Genomic DNA, 18,866 nt, shown 5'->3' with positions numbered 1-18,866 from the left:
GGGGGCACACGTGACTGGTGGGAACGCGATCCGGGGTAGCCGGGTCGGTGCAGGTCCGATGGGCGAGGTCGAGCGCGGCGAGTCCGCACCCCGTCGGCGCATCCCGTTCTGGTGCGGGAACGGGCACGAGACCCGGCTCGTCCTCGCGAGCGAGGCCGAGGTCCCGGAGTTCTGGGACTGCCCGCGGTGCGGTCTGCCGGCCGGGCAGGACGAGGCCGCACCGCCGCCGGCTCCCCGCATCGAGCCGTACAAGACGCACCTGGCCTACGTGCGCGAGCGGCGCAGCGACGCCGACGGTGACGCGCTCCTGCAGGAGGCGCTGGACCGGCTCCGCGTCCGTCGCGGGGGCTGAGGGGCGTCAGCCCTGCGAGCGGGGCAGCTCGGCGGCCGCGGCCTCGTCGAGCAGCCACCTCGTCGCGCGGGTGCCGTGTACCCCGGCGGCCGGTAGCTCCTGCGGGTCGGCGCCAGCCAGTGCGCGGGCGACGGCGGCGGCCTTGCCCGCACCCGAGACGAGCAGCCAGACCTCCTCGGCGCTGTTGATCGCGCGGAACCCGAGGCTGATCCGGGTGGGCGGTGGCTTGGGGCAGTTCCGCACCGCGACCACCGGCCGCTCGTCCCGCGCGGCGGGGGAGGCCGGGAAGATCGAGGCGGTGTGCCCCTCCGGGCCCATGCCGAGCAGCAGCAGGTCGAGCCGGGGGAGGACCTGCCCCTCCGGAGCCGCGGCGGCGAGCTGATCGGCGTACCAGGTGGCGGCGTCCTCGGGTTCGGGGAAGTCGCCGTCGGAGGGCGGCATCGCGTGCACCCGCTCCGGCGGGACCCCCACCGCATCCAGCAGCGCCGTCCGCGCCTGCTTCTCGTTGCGCTCGGCGTCGTCGGCCGGGACGAACCGCTCGTCGCCCCACCAGACGTCCACCGCGGTCCAGTCGACGGTCTCGCGCACCGGCTCGGCGGCGAGGCCGGCCACCCGTTCGAGGACGGCGATGCCGATGCCGCCGCCGGTCAGGACGACCGAGGCGGTGCCGTGCACCGCCTGGGCAGCAGCGAGCCGGGCGACGAGCGCCTCGGCGGCTGCGCGGGCCAGCCGGTCGGCGTCGGGCTCGATCACGACGTCGGGTACAGGTGCCGCGCCGTCGGCGAGTTCGGCCGCGGCGCGGTCGCCGGGGGAGGAGCTCACGAGGTCAGGGCTCCTTCGCCGGTCGTGGGGTCCGGGTCGCCGGCGGCGTCGCCGTCGTGCTCCCCGCTCTCGGCGACCTCGTCGGCGTCCTCCGAGTCACCCGGCACCGTGGGTGCCGGAACCGGCCGCTGCTCGTCGTCGCTCTCGGGGGCGGCGGGGTCGAACCACACGAGCTCGCGGACCGCGGGCCGATCCGACAACCCGTGCAGGCCGGTAGCTGCCTCCAGGGCCTCGCTGTAGGGCTCGTCGGGATCGAGCCGGCGCAGCTCCTCGCTCAGCAGGTCCCCGAGCGGCCGCTCGGGAAGGGCGACGGTCGAGTCCGGACGGAAGGGCTGCGAGATGAGCGCGCCGCCCCGGCGGTCGGCCCGGATCTCCACCTCCTCGTCCTGGTCCAGGGACAGCTTGACCGCGGCCACGCCGCTGGGCCCGGGGCTGCGGGTCGCCTCGGTGATGTCGACGGCGCAGCCGGAGCGCGAGGACAGCCAGCCGGCCAGCAGCCGGGCGGTGGCGTTGCGCGGATCCCCCTCGATCGTGCCGGTGAGCACGCGGACGGGGTCGCCACGCCGGCCGGACACCGAGTCGAGGGTGGAGGCGAGCGCCGAGCGCCAGCCGGTGCTGCGGGTCCAGGCCAGGTCGGAGTCGCCCGGGGCGTAGTCCTCGGCGCGCGTCCGCAGGCAGGCCAGCGGATCCTCGGCCAGGGAGCTGTCGGTGATCCGCCGGTCGGCGAAGACGCCGAGCGCGTCCCGGGCTATCCGTTCCGGTGGGACCCCGTGCCACCAGGTCACGACGGGGGCGTCGGCGGCCAGCAGCGGCAGCACGACCGACTCGGCGTGCAGGGCCAGCCGGCCGTACATCCGCATGACGACGGCCTCGCCCGGGCCGAGCCGGCCGCCGATCTGCACCTCGGCGTCCAGCCGGGGGCCGGGGGCGTCGATCTGCCGGCGCACCACGACGAGCACCCGGCAGGGATGCATCTCCGCGGCGTGCGTCGCCGCCTCCTCCGCCTCGGTCACCCGGCTCTCCTCGGCGACGACGACGAGCGTCAGCGCCACGCCGGAGAGCACCGCGCCTCCGGTGCGGCGCTGGGCGGCCAGTTCCTTCACCACGGCCGATCCGGTGGTGTCCCACAGCGTCGTCACGGTGCCTCCTCGCTGGCGCTCGTCGGCACCGTCCGCATGGGTGCCCTGCTCCTGAACGACCTCGCACGCTCGGTCATCAGTGCCTTCTCCGATCGACGGGGGCGCGGGAGTGCGGGCCTCACGGTCGCCGCCAGCGACGGCCTTCGGCCGCGAGCATCTCGTCAGCGGCCCGGGGGCCCCACTCGCCGGCGCGGTAGGGGTGTGGCTCGGTGCCCTGCCAGTACTCCTCCAGCGGATCGATGACCGCCCAGGAGGCCTCGACCTCGGCGTTGCGGGGGAAGAGCGTGGCGTCGCCCAGCAGGACGTCGAGCAGCAGGCGCTCGTAGGCCTCGGGGCTGGTCTCGGTGAACTGCTCGCCGTAGAGGAAGTCCATGGCGACGTCCCGGACCTCCATGACGCTGCCCGGCACCTTCGACCCGAACTTGAGTGTGACCCCTTCGTCGGGTTGCACGCGCACCACCAGCTGGTTGTTGCCCAGCTCCTCGGTGTCGGTGTCGGCGAAGGGCAGGTGCGGCGCACGCTTGAACACCAGCGCGATCTCGGTGACCCGGCGGGGGAGCCGCTTGCCGGTGCGCAGGTAGAACGGCACCCCGGCCCAGCGACGGGTCTCGACGCCCAGGCGGACGGCGGCGTAGGTCTCGGTGGTCGACTGCGGATCGACGCCCTCCTCCTGCCGGTAGCCGTGGGCACGCTGCCCGGCCAGCCAGCCCTGCTGGTACTGGCCGCGGATGGCGAAGGAGCTCAGGTCCTCGGGCAGCGAGATCGCCCGTAGCACCTTGAGCTTCTCGGTGCGGATCTCGTCGGCGGAGAACTCGACCGGCTCCTCCATGGCGGTGAGCGCCAGCAGCTGCAGCAGGTGGTTCTGCAGGACGTCGCGGGCCGCTCCGGTCTCCTCGTAGAAACCCGCCCGGCCGCCGATGCCGACGTCCTCGGCCATGGTGATCTGGACGGAGTCGACGTGGTGGCCGTTCCAGACCGGCTCGAACAGCTCGTTGGCGAACCGCAGCGCCATCAGGTTCTGGACGGTCTCCTTGCCCAGGTAGTGGTCGATGCGGAAGACGTCCTCGGCGCTGAACACCGAGTCGACCAGCTCGTTGAGCTCCCGGCTGGACGCCAGGTCGGTGCCGAAGGGCTTCTCCACCACCACCCGACGCCAGCGGCCGGGGGTGTTCTCCGCCATGCCGGTCCGCTGCATCTGCTTGAGCACCGTCGGGAACATCGCCGGCGGGATGGAGAGGTAGAACGCGGCGTTGCCGCCGATGCCGTGGCTGCCCTCCAGCTCGGAGAGCGCGGCGGCGAGCTGGTCGAAGGCGTTGTCGTCGTCGAAGGAGCCCGGGACGAAGTGGACGCTGCCGGCCAACCGCTCCCAGACCTCCTCCCGCCACGGGGTGCGGGCGTTCTGACGGGCGGCGTCGCGCGCCAGCTCGGCGAACTCGGTGTCGCCCCAGTCGCGGCGGGCGAAGCCCAGCAGCGCGAAGTTGGTGGGCAGCAGCCCGCGGTTGGCCAGGTCGTAGACGGCCGGCAGGAGCTTCTTGCGCGCCAGGTCCCCGGTGATGCCGAAGACCACCAGGGCGCAGGGCTCGGGCACCCGGGGCAGCCGCCGGTCCCGCGGATCGCGCAGCGGGTTGGGAATCATCGTCCGTCCTCGTGGTCGGAGTGACCCGCCGTCCCGGCGCGGGGTCGGACGGCGGGGTGGGGCAGGCGCGGATGGGAAGGGGGGTTTCCCGACGGCGCAGTGCGCCGGCGGTCAGCCCAGTGCGGTGAGCAGCTGGCCGATGCCCGCCGCCCGGTCGGTGAGGTGCAGGTGGAGCAGCGGCCGACCCCGGTCGGCGAGCGCCTTGCGGTCGCCCGCCGCCTGCGCGGCCTGGAGCGTGCCGAAGCTGTACGACTGGTCGGGCACCGGAAGGTCCTCGTCGACCGCCCCGGTGAGCTGGAGGAAGGCGCCGACCTGGGGTCCGCCCTTGTGGTACTGGCCGGTGGAGTGGAGGAAGCGCGGCCCCCATCCGAAGGTCACCGCGTGCTCGGTCCGCCGGGCGAGCGCGGCCCGCACGTCGGCCGCACGGGCGTCGCGGAGCCGGTCGAGGTATGCCATGACGGCCAGGTAGCCGCGGGGCGGGATGGACGCCAGCAGCGCGTCGAGGGCCAGCGAGAGCCCGTCGTGCGCGGAGAGGTCCACCCCCTCGAGCACCGGCGCGGTGCCGCGGATCTCCACCGCGCCGATCGTCGCCGCCGGCTGCTCGTCGGGCAGGCCGGCGGCGAGGATCGCCGAGGTGTTCTCCTTGCTCTCCGTCACGTTGGGCTGGTCGAAGGGGTTGATCCCCAGCACCCGCCCGGCGACGGCGGTGGCGTACTCCCACCCGAGGAACTGGGCGCCCAGCGGGCCGGACACGCAGATGGACGGCGGCTGCGCCGGTGCCTCGGCACCGACCAGCGCGAGCAGCACGTCGGGAGCGGAGGCCCCGGGCGCCTCCGGCGACTCCAGCACCACCGGCAGGATGCCGCGGCCCTCCTTGCCGGTGGACTCGGCGATCAGCTGCTCGGCCCAGTCGCCGAAGCCCTGGATCGGCGTTCCGGCGGCGTCGGCGAGGGCGAGCTTGTCGCGACCGGTGCGGAAGCCCGCGCCCAAGGCGATGCCGAGCTCCATGGCGGCGTTGCCCGGGTCGGCGAGCCGCTCGGCCAGCGTCTCGGCGTCGTCGACCAGCGCGGCCACGTCGGCCCCGGCCAGCGCCGAGGGCACCAGCCCGAACGCGGAGAGGGCGCTGTACCGGCCCCCGACGGTCGGGTCGGCCAGGAACACCGCGCGGGCGCCCATGGCCGCGGCCGTGTCGGCCAGCGGCGACCCGGGATCGGTGACGACGACGAACCGCGCGCCGATCTGCCTCTCGTCGAGACCCGCCCGGGCGAACGCGGCGATGAAGGCGCGGCGCTGGCTCTCGGTCTCGACCGTGCCGCCGGACTTGGAGCTGACCACCACGACGGTGCGCTCCAGGTCGGTCATGGCCGCGATGACCTGCCCGGGATCGGTGGTGTCGAGCACCACCAGGGGCACCCCCGCGGTACGGCAGATCACCTCCGGGGCCAGGGACGAGCCGCCCATGCCGCACAGCACGACCCGGTCCAGGCCCTCGGCGGCCAGTTGGGCGCGGAGATCGGCCAGCTGGGTGACCAGCGACCGCGAGGTGGCCGGCAGGTCCAGCCAGCCCAGCCGGACGGCAGCCTCGCTCTCGGCGTCGGGACCCCACAGGGTCGCGTCCTTGCGGACCAGCCGCGCGGCGACGTCGTCCTGCAGGAGCTGGGCCCGTACCGCCTCGGGGACCGCCAGCCCGGTGCTGCTGACCCCGAGGCTCACGCGCCCTCCACGCCGGCGCGCGTCGGGCGCATCAGCCGGGCTGCTGCGCCCCTCGATGCACCCGCGAGCTCGTTCACGCCTTGTCCTCGAGTTGCTCGCGCACCGAGTCGGTGAGCTCGTCCCAGGAGTCGACGAACTTCTGCACAGCCTCCCCCTCGAGGGCGCGGAAGACGTCGTCGACGTCCACGCCGGCGTCGCGGACCGACTGCATGACCGCGGCGGCGTCGTCATAGGACTTCTGCACCGGGGTGCCGGGAACCCCGTGGTCGGCGTAGGCCATGAGCGTCTTCTCCGGCATGGTGTTGACCGTGCCGGGCGCGATCAGCTCGCTGATGTAGAGGGTGTCGGAGTAGTCGGGGTTCTTGACCCCCGTCGACGCCCACAGCGGGCGCTGCGGCCGGGCGCCCTTCGCCTCCAGCGCCCGCCAGCGGTCGGACGAGAAGACCTCCTCGTAGGCCTGGTACGCCAGCTGGGCGTTGGCCACGCCGGCCCTGCCCTTGAGCGAGGCGTCGGCGCCGGCGGCATCGAGGCGCTGGTCGATCTCGCTGTCGACGCGGGACACGAAGAACGACGCCACCGACTCCAGGCCCGACAGGTCGGCCGCCGGGTCGTCGGCCAGCCGCTGCTCCAGGCCCGCCAGGTAGGCGTCCATGACCGCCCGGTACCGGTCGGGGCTGAAGATCAGCGTGACGTTGACGCTGATGCCGCGGGCGATGGATGTCGTGATGGCCGGCAGGCTGGCCTCGGTGGCCGGGATCTTGATGAACAGGTTCGGCCGGTCCACCAGCCACCACAGGTGCGCCGCCTCCGCGGCGGTGGCGTCGGTGTCGTGGGCCAGACCGGGTGCCACCTCGAGGGAGACCCGCCCGTCACCGGGCTGCCGCTCGGCCACCGGCCGCAGCAGGTCGCAGGCATCGCGGACGTCGGCGGCGGTGATGGTCCGCAGCGACTCCTCCACGCTCACCTTGCGGACGGCGAGGGCGTGCAGCTGGTCGTCGTAGGAGTCCGACCCGCTGACCGCCGCGGCGAAGATGCTCGGGTTGGTGGTGACGCCCACGACGGAGTACTCGTCGACCAGCGACTGGAGGTTCCCGCTGCGGATGCGGTCGCGCGAGAGGTCGTCCAGCCAGACGGCGACCCCCGCGGCCGACAGTTCGGCCAGGTTCTGGTTCTGTGCCATGAGAGTGCCTTTCGTGTGTGTCGGCGAACGTTCAGCGGTCGCCGGTGGCCTGGGGGAGCCCGCCGGTGGCGGCGACGGGTCCGGCGGGGACGGCGGTGCCGGAGCGGGCCGCCTCGAGGCTCTCGCGGGCGGCGGTCACGACGGCCTCGTCGGTCAGGCCGAACTTCTCGTAGAGCACGGAGTAGGACGCGCTGGCGCCGTAGTGCGTGAGCCCGACGATCCGGCCGGCGTCACCGACGAACTCGCGCCACCCCATGGGCACGCCCGCCTCGACGCTGACCCGGGCGCGCACCGAGGGCGGGAGCACCTCGTCCTTGTAGGCCTGGTCCTGGTCGGCGAACCACTCGACGCACGGCACGGAGACGACCCGGGTCGGGACGCCGTCGGCCTCCAGGCGCTCGCGGGCGGCCATGGCGATCTGCACCTCGGACCCGGTGCCGAGCAGGATCACGTCGGGGCTGCCGTTCGACGCCTCGGCGAGCACGTAGGCACCGCGGGCGACGCCGTCGGCCGAGCCGAACCGCTCACGGTCGAACACCGGCAGGTTCTGCCGGGACAGCAGCAGGCCGGCCGGGCGGTCGTTGTTCTCCAGGATGGTCCGCCACGCGGCGGTCACCTCGTTGGCGTCCGCGGGTCGCACGACGTCCAGCCCCGGGATCGCGCGCAGCGCGGCGAAGTGCTCGATCGGCTGGTGGGTCGGGCCGTCCTCGCCCAGGCCGATGGAGTCGTGGGTCCAGACGTAGGTGACCGGCAGCTGCATGAGCGCTGCCAACCGGACCGCGCCGCGCATGTAGTCGGAGAACGTGAGGAACGTGCCGCCGTACACGCGGGTGCCGCCGTGCAGGGCGATGCCGTTCATCACCGCGCCCATGGCGTGCTCGCGGACGCCGAAGTGGATGGTGCGACCGAAGGGGCCGCCGGACCACATCTTGGTCTGCCGGTCGGCGGGCAGGAACGACGGTTCGCCCTCCACCGCGGTGTTGTTGCTCTCCGCGAGGTCCGCGGAGCCGCCCCACAGCTCGGGCAGCCGTGGGTAGAGCGCGGCCAGCACCTTGCCCGACGCCTTGCGGGTGGCCACGCCCTTCTCGTCGGCGGGGAAGGACGGCAGGTCCTCGTCCCAGCTCTCGGGCAGCCGGCGCTCGCGCATCCGGGCGAGCAGCGCCGCGCCCTCGGCGTTGGCCTGCTCCCAGGCGGCGAACCGCTCGTTCCACTCCGCGCGGGCGGCGCGGCCCTTGTCCACGACCGAGCGGGTGCGGGCGAGCACGTCCTCGTCGACCTGGAAGGTGCGCTCGGGGTCGAAGCCGAGGATCTCCTTGGTGGCGCGGACCTCGTCGTCACCGAGCGCCGAGCCGTGCGAGGCGCCGGTGTTCTGCTTCGTGGGGGCCGGCCAGGCGATGACCGTCCGCAGCACGATCAAGGAGGGCCGGGTGGTCTCGGCCTTCGCGGCGGCGAACGCGGCGTCGACAGCGGCGAGGTCCTCGCCGTCGTCGACGTGCTGCACGTGCCAGCCGTAGGCCTCGTAGCGCTTGCCGACGTCCTCGGTGAAGGCGACGGTCGTGTCGTCCTCGATGGAGATCCTGTTGTCGTCGTAGACCAGCGTCAGGTTGCCCAGCTTCTGCGTGCCGGCCAGGGACGACGCCTCGCCGCTGACGCCCTCCTCCATGTCGCCGTCGGAGGCGAAGCACCAGATGGAGTGGTCGAAGACGCTTTCGCCCTCGGGGGTGTCCGGGTCGAGCATGCCGCGCTCGCGGCGGGCGGCCATGGCCATGCCGACCGCGTTCCCGACACCCTGGCCGAGCGGGCCGGTCGTGGTCTCGACGCCCGGGGTGTGGTTGACCTCCGGGTGCCCCGGGGTCTTCGAGCCCCAGGTCCGGAGCGCCTTCAGGTCGTCGAGCTCGAGGCCGTAGCCGGAGAGGAACAGCTGGACGTAGAGCGTCAGGCTGGAGTGCCCCATCGAGAGGACGAACCGGTCGCGGGCGACCCAGTTCGGGTCGGTCGGGTCGTGCCGCAGCCACTTGTGGAACAGCAGGTAGGCGGTGGGGGCCATGCTCATGGCGGTGCCCGGGTGGCCGTTGCCCGCCTTCTGGACGGCGTCCATCGCCAGCACGCGAGCGGTGTCGATGGCCCGGCGGTCGAGGTCCCCGAAGCCCTCGGGGAGAGTCGGCTGGGGCTGCGACGGGTGGCCGGTGGGCGCGTCGGTCGCGGCCTCGGCCGGGGCCTCGGCCCGGGTGCTTCGCGTGTCCATTCGGTCGGTTCTCCCTCGAGGTAGGCCTGGCGTCGTGCCCGGGCGAGCGGCCGGGCGCCCCGGGGCGGGTCGGGAGCCGGGGGGGCGTGACGACGTCGTCGGGTCGCCCCTACCCGCTCCACCGCCGGCAGCAACGTGATCAAGCCTAGCTATCGCAGGTCATGCCGTGCGGCTGCCGGCGAACCGCCCGGGGCTACAGTGGGGAGGTTCCGCCCCCCGGTTCGAAGGGATCCCGTGGTGCCCTGCTGCCCGCGCGCGACCGCGCACGAGGGCACCCGGTGACGGCGCTGTCCGAGCGCCCCGCCGCCTCCGCTGCTCCTCTCACCACCCGGATGCGTGCCCGGGTCGACGCCTACGTCGGCCTCACCAAGCCGCGCATCATCGAGCTGCTGCTCATCACCACCCTGCCGGCGATGATCGTGGCGGCGCGCGGGTGGCCGTCCTGGGGGCTGCTGGTCTCCACGATGGTCGGGGGCACGTTGGCCGCCGGCGCGGCCAACGTCTTCAACTGCTGGTACGACCGCGACATCGACCGGCTGATGCGCCGGACCGAGCAGCGGGCCCTCGTGACCGGCGAGGTGAGCGCGCGGAACGCCTTCACCTTCGGCGTCGTCCTGTCGGTGCTGGCCATCGGCCTGCTGGCGCTGACGACGACGCCGCTGGCCGCCGCCCTCGCCGCCGGAGCGATCTTCTACTACGCCGTCATCTACACGGCGGTGCTCAAGCGGCGGACCCGGCACAGCACCCTGTTCGGCGGAGTGCCCGGAGCGGCGCCGGTGCTCATCGGCTGGGCCGCGGTCACCGGCTCACTGGCCTGGCCGGCCTGGATCTTCTTCGGCGTCGTCTTCTGCTGGCAGCTGCCGCACTTCTGGGCCCTGGCCATGCGGTTCCGCGAGGACTACGCGCGCGCCGACGTCCCGATGCTCCCCGTCGTCGCCTCCGAGCTGTCCGTCGGCCGCCAGACCGTCGTCTGGACCTGGTTGACCGTCGCGGTCTCGCTGCTGCTCGCGCCGCTGGGCGCCGACCACGGCATCGGCTGGGTGTACACGGTGCCGGCCGCCGCGCTCGGCGCGTGGTTCCTGATCGAGGCGCACCGGCTGCTCGCCCGCATCCAGCGCAGGGCGGAGACCAGGCCGATGCAGTTGTTCCACGTCTCGATCTCGTACATGGCGCTGCTGTCGGTCGCGATCATCGTCGACGTCTTCGTCTGAGGAAGGCCCCGTCCTCCTCATCGCTCGCAGCCTGGGGACGAGCCTCTGGACGGGGCCGACGCCGGAAGCGGCGTCCACGGATCCGGGTGGCCGTCCCCGAGAGGGCGACCGGGTCGACAGGGCCGAGGGACGGCTCACCGCGTCCCGGCCCTGCTCGGGCCCGACGGCTGGGCGGCGTGGGACGAGCTCACCGCCCGGATCGGTGGCACGACCCGCACCGCCTGGGTGGGCGCCGGTCGCGTGCGCCGCATCGAGCCGGGGGTCCACGCTTCGCGGCGCCGGCCGATGACTGACGTGTGCGCGTCCAGGCCGCGTTCCGGGCGTGCGAAGGGGGTTCCGGGCTGTCGGACCACGCCCCCGCGCACACGCTCCCGGATCAGCGGGTGGCGGTCGCCGGCTCGGCGGCGCCGGTCAGCGGGGCCTCCGAGGCGGGGCCGCGGACCGACCACACCAGGCGCGCGGCGTACGCGGCGACCAGCACGGCGCCGAGCATGTGCAGCAGCACCAGCACCACCGGCAGGTCGGTGAAGTACTGGACGTACCCGACGACGCCCTGCGCCAGCTCCACGACCAGCAGGTCGCGGGCGGCCCGGCGGATCCGGCCGGGGGACTCCGTGGCGTGCAGGGCCACGAGCAGCGCGACGGTCAGCCCGACGAGCAGGAACACCGCATCGGCGTGCAGGTGGCTGACCAGCTCGGCGTCGAGGCCGGTGCGGCCGGCCCCGAGGTCGCCGCTGTGCGGCCCGCTGCCGGTGACCACCGTGCCCATAACCAGGACGAGCGCGGCCGCCGCGGCGACGGCGCGGACGAGCAGCCGGAACGGGCGCCCGACCAGCGGCTGTCCGGCCCCCGGCTCGCGGGAGCGCAGCCAGAGCACCGTGGTGAGGGCCACCAGTCCCATGGACACGAGGAAGTGGGCGGCGACCGTCCACGGGTTCAGCCCGGTGAGCACGGTGATGCCGCCGATGACGCCCTGCGCCGGGATGCCGAGGAACGCCGCCACGGCCAGCGGCCGCAGGTCGCGGCGGGCCGACCGGAGCACCACCACGACGAGGGCGACGGCCAGCACCGACAGGACGAAGGTCAGCAGGCGGTTGCCGAACTCGACCACGCCGTGGATGCCCATCTCCGGCGTGGTGACGAAGCTGTCGTCGGTGCACCGCGGCCAGGTGGGGCAGCCGAGCCCGGACCCGGTCAGGCGGACGACGCCACCGGTCAGGACGATCGCGCCGTTGGCCAGGACGTTGGCGAGCGCGACCCGCGTGATCGTCGTGGGCGAGAAGGAGGCGGGCAGTACCGGCACGCACCGATGCTAGTTGACCGACCCCGCTGCCCCCGCGCCTCGCGAGCTCGCCGCGGGGCCCTGCACCGGGTCCGTCGCGGGGGCGTGAGCCTGCTCACGAACGGCCCCCCGATCGGCGGTTTCTTAGGTGGACCTTGCTTGCAGGGCTCTGGAAATAGGACACACTCGTGTTGTGGAATCCCTCGCGACGCACCCCCGGCCGTCGGCGTCTGCCGACGACGGGCGCACGCGCGACCGCGTCTCCGCCCTGCTCCTCGAGCACGGCCCGCAGACCGCCACCGAGCTCGCCGGCCGGCTGGGCATCTCCCCGGCCGCCGTCCGCCGGCACCTCGACGCCCTGGTCGCCACCGGGCGGGTCGAGGAACGGCAGTCGCGAGAGGCCCACCGCGGTCGCGGCCGTCCGGCCCGCCGATTCCACCTCACCGACGCCGGCCGCTCCGCCTTCCCGCACGCCTACGACGACCTGGCGCTGACCGCACTCCGGTTCGTCGCCGAGGCGGGCGGCCCCGACGCCGTCCGGGCCGTCGCCGAGAAGCAGCTGGCCGGTCTCGAGCGTCGCGCGTCCACCGCCGTGGAGAAGGCGGTCCGGGCGCGTCCGGGACAGCCGGTGGACCGGGCGCAGGCGCTCGCCGCCGCGCTCACCGCCGAGGGCTACGCTGCCACCGCTTCGGCGCTCTCCGGCGGCGGGCAGCTCTGCCAGCACCACTGCCCGGTGGCGCACGTCGCGGCGGAGTTCCCCCAGCTGTGCGAGGCCGAGACGGCGGTCATCGGCCGGCTCGTCGGCACCCACGTGCAGCGGCTGGCCACCATCGCCCACGGCGACGGGATCTGCACCACCCACATCCCGGGGCCGCTGGTGCCCGGGACCCGTCCCGGCAGCGGCCGGGAGCACATCCGCGCCGGGAACAGATCGGCCCCCGCGCGCCCTGTACTCGGTGAGCGGGGAGCGTCCCGGCCCGCCCGGGAGCGCACCGCCGCACCGTCCAGCACCACCACCCCCACGAACGACCGGGAGAGGACGCCCGCATGACCAGCACGCAGCAGCCGGCAACGGCCACGCAGCTGACGCAGGACGAGCAGATCGAGCAGCTCGGCCGCTACGAGTACGGCTGGGCCGACGCCGACGTCGCCGGCGCGTCCGCGCGCCGGGGGATCGACGAGGACGTCGTCCGGGACATCTCGCGGCGCAAGAGCGAGCCCGAGTGGATGCTCGAGCGGCGGCTCAAGGCGCTGAAGCTCTTCGAGCGCAAGCCCATGCCCGACTGGGGCTCGGACCTCTCCGGCATCGACTTCCAGAACATCAAGTACTTCGTGCGCTCCACCGAGGCGCAGGCCGCCTCGTGGGAGGACCTGCCCGAGGACATCAAGAACACCTACGACAAGCTCGGCATCCCGGAGGCGGAGAAGCAGCGGCTGGTCTCCGGGGTCGCCGCGCAGTACGAGTCCGAGGTCGTCTACCACCAGATCCAGAAGGAACTGGAGGACCAGGGCGTCATCTTCCTCGACACCGACACGGCGCTGAAGGAGCACCCGGACCTGTTCCGGGAGTACTTCGGCTCGGTCATCCCCTCCGGTGACAACAAGTTCGCGGCCCTGAACACCGCCACCTGGTCGGGTGGCTCCTTCATCTACGTGCCGAAGGGCGTGCACGTCGACATCCCGCTGCAGGCCTACTTCCGGATCAACACCGAGAACATGGGCCAGTTCGAGCGGACGCTGATCATCGTCGACGAGGGCGCCTACGTGCACTACGTCGAGGGCTGCACCGCGCCGATCTACAAGTCGGACTCGCTGCACTCGGCGGTCGTCGAGATCATCGTCAAGAAGAACGCGCGCTGCCGGTACACGACCATCCAGAACTGGTCGAACAACGTCTACAACCTGGTCACCAAGCGGGCCGTGGCCCACGAGGGCGCGACCATGGAGTGGGTCGACGGCAACCTCGGCTCCAAGGTGACGATGAAGTACCCGGCCGTCTGGATGACCGGCGAGCACGCCAAGGGCGAGGTCCTCTCGATCGCCTTCGCCGGCGAGGGCCAGCACCAGGACGCCGGCGCCAAGATGGTGCACGCCGCCCCGCACACCTCCTCGACGATCGTGTCGAAGTCGGTGGCCCGTGGCGGTGGCCGCACCTCCTACCGCGGCCTGGTCCAGGTCGACGAGGGCGCCTACGGCTCGAAGTCGACGGTGAAGTGCGACGCCCTGCTGGTCGACACGATCAGCCGGTCGGACACCTACCCCTACGTCGACGTCCGCGAGGACGACGTCGCCATGGGCCACGAGGCGACCGTCTCCCGGGTCAGCGAGGACCAGCTGTTCTACCTGATGAGCCGCGGCCTGTCCGAGGACGAGGCCATGGCCATGGTGGTCCGTGGGTTCGTGGAGCCGATCGCCCGCGAGCTGCCCATGGAGTACGCCCTCGAGCTGAACCGGCTCATCGAGCTGCAGATGGAAGGTGCCGTCGGCTGATGTCGGCAAGTTCTGAGAACACCAGCACGACCGACCTGACGACGGTCCCGGCCACCCTCGCCTCGGAGCTCTTCGCTCCGGGCGTGGGTGCGCAGGCCGGACCGCCGACCACCCCGGCCGAGGGCACCGGCAGCGCCGGCCAGGCGGCTCCGGGCGCGCACTCGCACGGCGGCCCTGCGCCGACCGGCTCGCCGGCGGAGCGGTTCACCTCCACCGACCCGGAGGCCTTCGGCGTGCCCACCGGCCGCGAGGAGACCTGGCGCTTCACGCCGATGAAGCGGATCCGTCCGCTCCTGGACGGCGCTCCGTCCGACGCGCACCTGACCTGGACCACCGACCTGCCCGAGGGCGTCGAGCTCATCCACGCCGAGGCCGGCGACCCGCTGCTCAAGGGGCTGCCCGACCCGGTCGACCGGCTGGCCGCGCTCGCGCGGCAACGCAGCGGCGGCGCCGCGGTCGTCCGGGTGCCCGCGGAGGCGCAGCTGGACCGCCCGGTCACCCTCGGCCTGGCCGGCACCGGCTCCGACGAGGTCGTCTGGGGCCAGCTGGTCGTCGAGGTCGGCGCATTCGCGAAGGCGACCGTCGTCCTGGACCACACCGGCCTGGCGCGGTACGCCGGTGGCGTCACCGTGCTCGCCGGCGACAGCGCGCACGTGACGCTGGTGTCGGTGCAGGACTGGGCACCCGGCGCGGTGCACGGCGCTCAGTACGACGCCGTCGTCGGCCGGGACGCCTCGTTCAAGCAGGTCGTGGTCACCCTCGGCGGTGACCTGGTCCGCCTGGTCAGCAACGTGCAGTACGCCGGTCCCGGCGGCTCCGCGGAGCTCTTCGGCGTCTACTTCGCCGACGAGACCCAGCACCAGGAGCACCGGCTCTGGGTCGACCACGCGGTGCCCAACTGCACCAGCAACGTGCTCTACAAGGGCGCGCTGCAGGGCGAGAGCGCCCGCACGGTGTGGATCGGTGACGTCCGCATCCGCCCCGCGGCCACCGGTACCGAGACCTACGAGCTCAACCGGAACCTCGTGCTCACCGACGGCGCCCGCGCCGACTCGGTGCCGAACCTGGAGATCGAGACCGGCGAGATCGTCGGCGCCGGCCACGCCAGCGCCACCGGCCGGTTCGACGACGAGCAGCTGTTCTACCTCTGCTCGCGCGGCATCGACGCCGAGACCGCCCGCCGGCTGGTCGTGCGCGGCTTTTTCGCCGATGTCGTCCAGCACATCGGCGTGAATGAGCTGCAGGACCGGCTGATGGCCTCCATCGACGCCCGTCTGGGCGCGCTGCCGGGCCTGGACGAGCAGCCGGTCGAGGTGGCCTGACCATGGCGTTCGAGCGGGTCTGCGCGCTGTCCGACGTCCCCGAGAACGGCTCTCTGAGGGTCGAGCTCGCGGACATCGACGTCGCCGTCGTCCGGTTCGGGGGCCAGGTCTACGCCCTGGAGGACCGGTGCTCCCACGCCGACGTCCCCCTGACCGACGGCGACGTCGAGACCGTCGACGGCGCTCCCACCATCGAGTGCTTCCTGCACGGGTCGTGCTTCGACCTGCGCACCGGCGAACCCACCAACCTGCCGGCCACCGAGCCGGTCGACGTCTACCCGGTCCGCGTGGAGGGAGAGGACGTGCTCGTCGACACAGAAGCAAGCGCTGTGTCCGACGACGTCCTTCCCCACGCGGCCGGTGAATGAAGGAGCGAGAAGAGAAGTGTCCGTTCTGGAGATCCGCGACCTGCACGTCAGCGTGGGCGAGGGGAACGACGCCAAGGAGATCCTCCGCGGCGTCGACCTGACCGTCCGCTCGGGCGAGACGCACGCCATCATGGGCCCCAACGGGTCGGGCAAGTCGACCCTGGCCTACTCGATCGCCGGCCACCCCAAGTACACGATCACCGGGGGCACCGTCACGCTCGACGGCGAGAACGTGCTCGAGATGAGCGTCGACGAGCGCGCCCGCGCCGGCCTGTTCCTCGCCATGCAGTACCCGGTCGAGGTCCCCGGCGTCTCGGTGTCGAACTTCCTCCGCACCGCCGCCACCGCCGTCAAGGGCGAGGCGCCCAAGCTGCGCACTTGGGTCAAGGACGTCAAGACCGAGATGGCGGGCCTGGAGATGGACTCGGCGTTCGCCGAGCGCAACGTCAACGAGGGCTTCTCCGGCGGTGAGAAGAAGCGCCACGAGATCCTGCAGATGCGGCTGCTCAAGCCGGCCATCGCGATCCTCGACGAGACCGACTCCGGCCTCGACGTCGACGCCCTGCGCGTGGTGTCCGAGGGCGTGAACCGCAGCCGCGAGGACAGCGACGTCGGCGTCCTGCTGATCACGCACTACACGCGGATCCTGAAGTACATCAAGCCCGACTTCGTGCACGTGTTCGTCGCCGGCAAGGTCGTCGACGAGGGCGGCCCGGAGCTGGCGGCCAAGCTCGAGGACGAGGGCTACGCGTCCTACGTCAAGGCGTCCGCGGAGGTTGCCCAGTCATGACCCAGACCGTCTCGCGTCCCGGTGCCGGGGCGCCACAGGTGCCCCTGCCGCTGGACGTCGAGGCGATCCGGGCGGACTTCCCGATCCTGACGCGCACCGTGCGCGACGGGAAGCGGCTGGTCTACCTCGACTCCGGAGCCACCTCGCAGAAGCCGCGCCAGGTGCTCGACGCCGAGCGCTGGTTCTACGAGAACGTCAACGCCGCGCCGCACCGGGGAGCGCACCAGCTCGCCGAGGAGGCGACCGGTGCCTACGAGGCCGCCCGGGCGAAGATCGGCGCGTTCATCGGTGCACCCGAGAACGAGATCGTCTTCACCCGCAACACCACCGAGGCGATCAACCTCGTCGCGTACGCGCTGTCCAACGCGGTCACGGCCAAGGAGCCGGAGTTCCGCACCTACGCGGTCGGCCAGGGGAACGAGATCGTGGTCACCGAGATGGAGCACCACGCCGACCTCATCCCGTGGCAGCAGCTGTGCGAGCGCACCGGGGCGACCCTGCGCTGGCTCGGCCTCACCGACGACGGCCGGCTGGACCTCTCGAACCTGTCGGACGTGGTCAACGAGCGGACGAAGCTGGTCGCGGTCACCCAGCAGTCGAACATCCTCGGCACGATCAACCCGCTCGAGGAGATCGTCGCCCGGGCCCACGAGGTCGGTGCCCTGGTGCTGGTCGACGGCGCGCAGTCGGTGCCGCACCAGCCGGTCGACGTCACCACGCTGGGTGCGGACTTCCTGGTGTTCTCCGGCCACAAGATGCTGGGGCCCACGGGCGTCGGTGTCCTCTGGGGCCGCTACGAGGTGCTGGACAAGCTCCCGCCCTTCCTCACCGGCGGCTCGATGATCGAGGTCGTGCGCATGGAGGGCAGCACCTTCATGCCGCCGCCGCAGCGCTTCGAGGCCGGCGTTCCCATGACCGCCCAGGTGATCGGGCTCGGCGCCGCCGTCGACTACCTGCAGGCCCTCGGCATGGACACGGTCGAGGAGCACGAGAAGGTGCTCACCGGCTACGCGCTGGCGAAGCTGGCCGAGATCCCCGGCGTCACCGTGATCGGCCCGGCCGACACCGTCGCCCGCGGGGGAGCCATCTCGTTCACCGTCGAGGGCATCCACCCGCACGACGTCGGCCAGGTGCTCGACGACCTCGGCATCGCCGTCCGGGTGGGGCACCACTGCGCCTGGCCGGTCGTCCGGCGCTACGGCGTGCCGGCGACTGCGCGCGCGACGTTCTACGTGCACACCGGCTACGACGACATCGACGCGCTCGCCGACGGAATCCGGGAAGCCCAGCGCTTCTTCGGTGTTGTACCCGGCGAGGTGAGCTAGTTGCAGCTGGAGTCGATGTACCAGGAGATCATCCTGGACCACTACAAGAACCCGCACGGACGCGGTCTGCGCGACCCGTTCGACGCCGAGGTCCACCACGTCAACCCGACGTGCGGGGACGAGGTCACCCTGCGGGTCAAGCTCGACGGCGACACGGTCGCCGACGTGTCGTACGAGGGCATGGGCTGCTCGATCAGCCAGGCCTCGGTGTCGGCGATGTACGACCTGGTGGTCGGCAAGCGCGTGACCGAGGCCCTGGAGACCGGGGAGCACTTCATGACCCTCATGCAGGCCAAGGGCGACCCGTCGGTCGCCGAGAAGCTCGAGGACGAGCTGGAGGACGCCGTCGCGTTCGCCGGTGTGTCCAGGTACCCAGCGCGCATCAAATGCGCGTTGATGAGCTGGATGGCGCTGAAGGACGCGTCCGCCCGAGCGGTGTCGGCCGCCCAGCCCACCGCCGCTGCGCCTGCCGCCCACCCCGCCACCCCGACCGGAGGCCAGACAGCATGAGCGAGACCACCGAGAACGCCACCCCGGCCACCGACGGCGCGCCCGGCGACCTGCCTGCCTACAAGTCCGCGCTGCTGGAGGACCTCGAAGAGGCCATGCGCGACGTCGTCGACCCCGAGCTGGGGGTCAACGTCGTCGACCTCGGCCTGGTCTACGGCCTCGACGTCGACGACAGCAACGTCGCGATCATCGACATGACGCTGACCTCGGCGGCCTGCCCGCTGACCGACGTCATCGAGGACCAGGCGCGCCAGGCCCTCACCGGTGGCCCCGGCCCCGGTCTGGTCGACGACATCCGGATCAACTGGGTCTGGATGCCGCCGTGGGGCCCGGACAAGATCACCGACGACGGTCGCGAGCAGCTGCGCGCCCTCGGCTTCCGCGTCTAGACCGGCCCCGCCGATCAGGGGCTGAGCTCGTCACGCAGTGTCCCTGGAACGGGCATTCCGCCACCCGGAATGCCCGCTCCAGGGACATAGTC

At 72.7% G+C, this 18,866-nt stretch carries 17 protein-coding genes; 10 read left to right on the top strand and 7 right to left on the bottom strand.

Annotated features, from left to right (window positions below):
• The first annotated feature begins 10 nt into the window (after positions 1 to 10).
• Positions 11 to 352, top strand: a complete 342-nt coding sequence (locus ACI791_RS13990) for an RNA polymerase-binding protein RbpA (RefSeq protein ID WP_456586589.1) — start codon at positions 11 to 13, stop codon at positions 350 to 352.
• 6 nt (positions 353 to 358) lie between these two features.
• On the opposite strand, the gene pgl is transcribed toward ACI791_RS13990, so the two are convergent.
• The 6 genes from pgl to tkt all read right to left on the bottom strand — a co-directional run bounded on the left by pgl (position 359) and on the right by tkt (position 9,087).
• Positions 359 to 1,174 (bottom strand): 6-phosphogluconolactonase, encoded by an 816-nt coding sequence (gene pgl, locus ACI791_RS13985; protein ID WP_456586588.1) that lies wholly within the window; start codon positions 1,172 to 1,174, stop codon positions 359 to 361.
• On the bottom strand, positions 1,171 to 2,313 hold the full coding sequence (locus tag ACI791_RS13980; RefSeq protein WP_456586587.1) for a glucose-6-phosphate dehydrogenase assembly protein OpcA: 1,143 nt from the start codon (positions 2,311 to 2,313) through the stop codon (positions 1,171 to 1,173). Before ACI791_RS13980 ends, pgl begins: the two co-directional genes overlap by 4 nt.
• A 118-nt stretch (positions 2,314 to 2,431) precedes the next feature.
• Complete coding sequence (gene zwf, locus ACI791_RS13975; RefSeq protein ID WP_456586586.1) at positions 2,432 to 3,949, bottom strand: glucose-6-phosphate dehydrogenase; 1,518 nt, start codon at positions 3,947 to 3,949, stop codon at positions 2,432 to 2,434.
• A 111-nt stretch (positions 3,950 to 4,060) separates the two neighbouring features.
• Positions 4,061 to 5,662 carry a glucose-6-phosphate isomerase gene (locus ACI791_RS13970; protein WP_456586585.1) on the bottom strand — a complete coding sequence of 534 codons (1,602 nt, stop codon included), beginning with the start codon at positions 5,660 to 5,662 and terminating at the stop codon, positions 4,061 to 4,063.
• A gap of 73 nt (positions 5,663 to 5,735) precedes the next feature.
• Positions 5,736 to 6,842, bottom strand: coding sequence for a transaldolase (tal, locus tag ACI791_RS13965; RefSeq protein ID WP_456586584.1), 1,107 nt, complete (start codon positions 6,840 to 6,842; stop codon positions 5,736 to 5,738).
• Positions 6,843 to 6,873: 31 nt separating this feature from the next.
• Positions 6,874 to 9,087, bottom strand: coding sequence for a transketolase (tkt, locus tag ACI791_RS13960; protein ID WP_456586583.1), 2,214 nt, complete (start codon positions 9,085 to 9,087; stop codon positions 6,874 to 6,876).
• A gap of 278 nt (positions 9,088 to 9,365) precedes the next feature.
• Between tkt and ACI791_RS13955 the strand changes: the two genes are divergently transcribed.
• The gene (locus tag ACI791_RS13955) at positions 9,366 to 10,298 is read left to right on the top strand and encodes a heme o synthase (RefSeq protein WP_456586582.1); all 933 of its coding nucleotides are present in this window, start codon (positions 9,366 to 9,368) and stop codon (positions 10,296 to 10,298) included.
• 376 nt (positions 10,299 to 10,674) lie between these two features.
• Here ACI791_RS13955 and ACI791_RS13950 read toward each other — a convergent pair whose 3' ends face one another.
• Positions 10,675 to 11,601 (bottom strand): COX15/CtaA family protein, encoded by a 927-nt coding sequence (locus tag ACI791_RS13950; RefSeq protein WP_456586581.1) that lies wholly within the window; start codon positions 11,599 to 11,601, stop codon positions 10,675 to 10,677.
• A gap of 172 nt (positions 11,602 to 11,773) precedes the next feature.
• Between ACI791_RS13950 and ACI791_RS13945 the strand changes: the two genes are divergently transcribed.
• From ACI791_RS13945 to ACI791_RS13910, 8 genes are read left to right on the top strand one after another with little or no spacing between them, the layout of a single operon-like run.
• Positions 11,774 to 12,631 (top strand): helix-turn-helix transcriptional regulator, encoded by an 858-nt coding sequence (locus tag ACI791_RS13945; protein ID WP_456586580.1) that lies wholly within the window; start codon positions 11,774 to 11,776, stop codon positions 12,629 to 12,631.
• On the top strand, positions 12,628 to 14,070 hold the full coding sequence (gene sufB, locus ACI791_RS13940; protein WP_456586579.1) for a Fe-S cluster assembly protein SufB: 1,443 nt from the start codon (positions 12,628 to 12,630) through the stop codon (positions 14,068 to 14,070). Before ACI791_RS13945 ends, sufB begins: the two co-directional genes overlap by 4 nt.
• On the top strand, positions 14,070 to 15,392 hold the full coding sequence (gene sufD, locus ACI791_RS13935; RefSeq protein ID WP_456586578.1) for a Fe-S cluster assembly protein SufD: 1,323 nt from the start codon (positions 14,070 to 14,072) through the stop codon (positions 15,390 to 15,392). The genes sufB and sufD overlap by 1 nt, the downstream gene beginning before the upstream one ends.
• Positions 15,393 to 15,394: 2 nt before the next feature.
• Positions 15,395 to 15,760 carry a Rieske (2Fe-2S) protein gene (locus tag ACI791_RS13930; RefSeq protein ID WP_456586577.1) on the top strand — a complete coding sequence of 122 codons (366 nt, stop codon included), beginning with the start codon at positions 15,395 to 15,397 and terminating at the stop codon, positions 15,758 to 15,760.
• Positions 15,761 to 15,776: 16 nt separating this feature from the next.
• On the top strand, positions 15,777 to 16,550 hold the full coding sequence (sufC, locus tag ACI791_RS13925; RefSeq protein ID WP_456586576.1) for a Fe-S cluster assembly ATPase SufC: 774 nt from the start codon (positions 15,777 to 15,779) through the stop codon (positions 16,548 to 16,550).
• On the top strand, positions 16,547 to 17,875 hold the full coding sequence (locus ACI791_RS13920) for a cysteine desulfurase (protein ID WP_456586575.1): 1,329 nt from the start codon (positions 16,547 to 16,549) through the stop codon (positions 17,873 to 17,875). The genes sufC and ACI791_RS13920 overlap by 4 nt, the downstream gene beginning before the upstream one ends.
• Positions 17,876 to 18,385, top strand: coding sequence for a Fe-S cluster assembly sulfur transfer protein SufU (sufU, locus tag ACI791_RS13915; RefSeq protein WP_456586574.1), 510 nt, complete (start codon positions 17,876 to 17,878; stop codon positions 18,383 to 18,385).
• Positions 18,382 to 18,774, top strand: a complete 393-nt coding sequence (locus ACI791_RS13910; RefSeq protein ID WP_347057183.1) for a metal-sulfur cluster assembly factor — start codon at positions 18,382 to 18,384, stop codon at positions 18,772 to 18,774. The genes sufU and ACI791_RS13910 overlap by 4 nt, the downstream gene beginning before the upstream one ends.
• The last annotated feature ends 92 nt before the right edge of the window (positions 18,775 to 18,866 follow it).

This window comes from Blastococcus sp. SYSU DS0973 (genome assembly GCF_054051055.1).
This window is presented reverse-complemented; position numbering and strand designations above follow the sequence as displayed.